4 protein-coding genes are annotated in these 3,234 nt (G+C 35.4%); 2 read left to right on the forward strand and 2 right to left on the reverse strand.

Features of this window, described 5'->3' with window-relative positions:
- Nucleotides 1–243: 243 nt before the first annotated feature.
- On the reverse strand, nt 244–930 hold the full coding sequence (locus ACPYKA_RS19975) for a lytic transglycosylase domain-containing protein (protein WP_479543941.1): 687 nt from the start codon (nt 928–930) through the stop codon (nt 244–246).
- Nucleotides 931–1,024: 94 nt separating this feature from the next.
- Nucleotides 1,025–1,246, reverse strand: coding sequence for a small acid-soluble spore protein SspI (sspI, locus tag ACPYKA_RS19980; RefSeq protein ID WP_479543942.1), 222 nt, complete (start codon nt 1,244–1,246; stop codon nt 1,025–1,027).
- Nucleotides 1,247–1,359: 113 nt separating this feature from the next.
- Here sspI and ACPYKA_RS19985 point away from each other — a divergent pair, with 113 nt between their 5' ends.
- Both ACPYKA_RS19985 and ACPYKA_RS19990 read left to right on the forward strand, forming a co-directional pair.
- Nucleotides 1,360–2,097, forward strand: a complete 738-nt coding sequence (locus ACPYKA_RS19985) for a TrmH family RNA methyltransferase (RefSeq protein WP_479543943.1) — start codon at nt 1,360–1,362, stop codon at nt 2,095–2,097.
- Nucleotides 2,098–2,605: 508 nt separating this feature from the next.
- Nucleotides 2,606–3,234, forward strand: a 629-nt coding sequence (locus tag ACPYKA_RS19990; protein ID WP_479543944.1) for a tRNA ligase subunit PheS family protein, incomplete at its 3' end; no start/stop codon positions are given.

Consider the following 3,234-nt stretch of genomic DNA (forward strand, 5'->3'; position numbering starts at 1 on the left):
GTGAGACAACGCAGTGCGTAGCACAAGGAAGGCTCATCAGCCGCCTGCGGAAAGCGCAGTGTATTTCCGTAGCGGTATTTTACATCACAATTTAGATATTGCAGAGGAAATTAATCTAAGTTGCTACACAGTTTATGGAAATTAGTTAAAGTAACGAAAAGAAGCCAAAAGAAAAATCCGAACTAATTCAATATTTAATTGAATGGTTCGGATATCATTTTAAATAACGGACTTTTGTCTATTTTATGCTAAATATTGATCCATTACTTTACGAACATAATTTTGCGTTTCTTTAAACGGAGGGATTCCTCCATGTTTTTTTACATTACCGGGACCTGCATTATAAGCAGCAAGTGCCAACTGAACATTGCCATTATGCTGTGCTAGCATTTTACCTATGTATTTTGTTCCGCCAAAAATATTTTGTGACATATTATAACGATCGAAAACCCCAAGTTCCTTGGCAGTTGCTGGCATTAATTGCATTAATCCGGCTGCTCCAGCAGAACTTTTTGCATTTGGATTATAATTCGATTCAATTTTTATAATGGAATGAATTAATTTTTCATCAACATTATATTTTTGTGCCGCTTCACGAACAATGGTATTAATCTCTTCATTAGAAGGGGTACTCTTACCTTTCGTAGGTGAGACATTGTTTCCATAGGCATTAAACGCTTGTTGTACAGGATTAACTGTATTTAATGGCTTATTCATTGCATCAAACATAGAAAAATCCGGCGAAAACGAAAATGGAGATGGAGTCAAACTATTGGAATTATCTATATGTTTATTTAATTCCATCGCCATTTGGATTTTTGCTAATAGTACTTGTGCGAAATTAGTAGTTGCAGATAGTGGTAAATTACTTGTGTTTTTATTATTTGTATTTTCGACAGGTTTATAAAAATCGGTATTTATATTATTCATGTGAACGCCCCATTTATATTCTCTTTCTATCTTACGTTGAATTTTTCATTTAATCAAGAGAAAACGGGACTATTTACACAGGATAAAACAATCATTACATTGATGTTGCTTCTTTTACCCCTTTTTCTAGAGCTTCCAACATTTCTATTTTTTCATTTTCATCCGATTGTTTCCAAATAAGCTCAAATAAAACGCCAAGGCCGGGTAATAATTTTTCCTCACCATCTTGAATCGCATCAACGATCGTTGTTTCCAATTGATCCTTTGAGTTTTCTTTAATATTGTGCAGAATTGCTTTTCGTAAATTTAAATCCATTTTTCATTATTCCTCCTTTATACAGCCGAACGGCTTATATTCTACTTTTAGTTTGACCGTTCTTTATTGAAATATGTATGATAGAATTAACCTTAAAAATAGGACTGATAAAGTTGATTACATCAATACAAAATGAACAGGTGAAAAATTGGCGAAAATTACATAAACGAAAAAATCGAATGAAAATGAAGCAATTTTTAATCGAAGGGTTTCATTTAATTGAGGAAGCTTTTCAAAGTGGGTGGGAAGTTGAAACAGTGATTGTTCAAGAAGGAGTGAACCCACCTGATTGGATGTCTGAAGACGGCATTACATTAGTTGACGAGCGTGTATTTAATGAAATTACGCAAACAGAAACTCCTCAAGGAATTGCTGCGATTGTAAACATGCAAGACCTTCCTGTTAAAACAGATACCTATATTTTACTAGTAGATGCTATCCAAGATCCAGGTAATTTAGGTACAATTATAAGAACGGCTGATGCAGCTGGTTTTTCGAAAATTGTCCTTGGAACAGGCACGGTGGATGTTTATAATGACAAAGTAATTCGTGCTTCTCAAGGATCCATTTTTCATATCTCGATTGTACAGGCATCATTAGATGAGACAATAGCACGTTTGAAACAAGAAAACTATACCATTTGGGCAAGCGCACTTAAAAATGCTATCAATTATAATGAAGTTGAGAGTGAGGGAAAAGCCGCACTTATAGTAGGAAATGAAGGTGCGGGAATTTCAGATGAGGTTTTACAGTTGGCAGATAAAATCGTGAAAATTCCGATTTATGGAAAGGCTGAATCATTAAATGTTAGTATTGCCGCAGGAATTTTAATGTATAAAATGAGAAATTAGTTGCATATTTCTGAACGCTTGGATATACTAATTTGTAGTTTAAATATGAAAAAAGCGATGACGGAGCCAAGTAACATAAAAGAAAGATCAATTTAGGGAGGAAATGTCCTAGACTGAAAACATTTCTATTCGATCTAATTGTTACGATTCACTCGACTGGAGCTGACACTTAACCGTGTTCTGGATTTACGTCCATTATCAATCACAAGTTGGATACATTCGTATCAACAAGGGTGGTACCGCGAAAAATAAACCTCGTCCCTTTTTAGGGAGGGGTTTTTTGTTTTTCAGTGAATTAGCTTGAGATGGTGGAAGAGTTGCTCAAGTGAGGGATGGAGTTGCTCAAGTCGGGTAGAAAGTTGCTCGAGTCAAGGGTGGAGTTGCTCGAGTCAAGGGTGAAGTTGCTCCAGTCTAGGGTGAAATTGCTCAAGATAGAGATTAAAGTAGTTCATATTTGAAAGAAAAATACTGCTCATATTTTTTATTAATTTGAAGGAGGGTTTTTATAATGAAGGAACAGTTACAAACACTTGAAAAAGAAGCGATTGAAAAATTAAATGAAACAACAAATTTAAAAGAAATCCAAGAAGTTCAAGTGACTTATCTTGGGAGAAAAGGTTCAATTACAGAAGTTTTACGAGGTATGGGGAAGTTATCTAAAGAAGAGAGACCTGTTATCGGGGAGTTAGCAAATAAGGTAAGAACGACGATACAGGCAGCTATTGATGAGAAAAAAGAAAAATTGGAACAAGAAGAACTGGAAAAACAGCTTTTAAAGGAAACGATTGATGTTACATTACCAGGACGTCCTGTAAACTTTGGCGGCAAACATATTTTAACTTCAATCATTGAAGAAATCGAGGATCTTTTTATCGGACTTGGCTATGAAGTGAGAGAGGGTCCAGAAGTAGAAACAGATTATTTTAACTTTGAAGCATTAAACCTTCCGGAAGGCCATCCGGCGCGCGATATGCATGATTCTTTTTATATTACGAATGAATTATTACTTCGTACACATACGTCACCAGTTCAAGCGAGAACGATGCGCGCACTTGATGGAAATGAACCAATCCGAATGATTTGTCCTGGAAAAGTATATCGTCGTGATAATGATGATGCAACACATTCACATCAGTT

Source organism: Pseudogracilibacillus amylolyticus (SeqCode) (assembly GCF_051918545.1).
In the GTDB taxonomy this organism is placed as follows: domain Bacteria; phylum Bacillota; class Bacilli; order Bacillales; family Amphibacillaceae; genus Pseudogracilibacillus.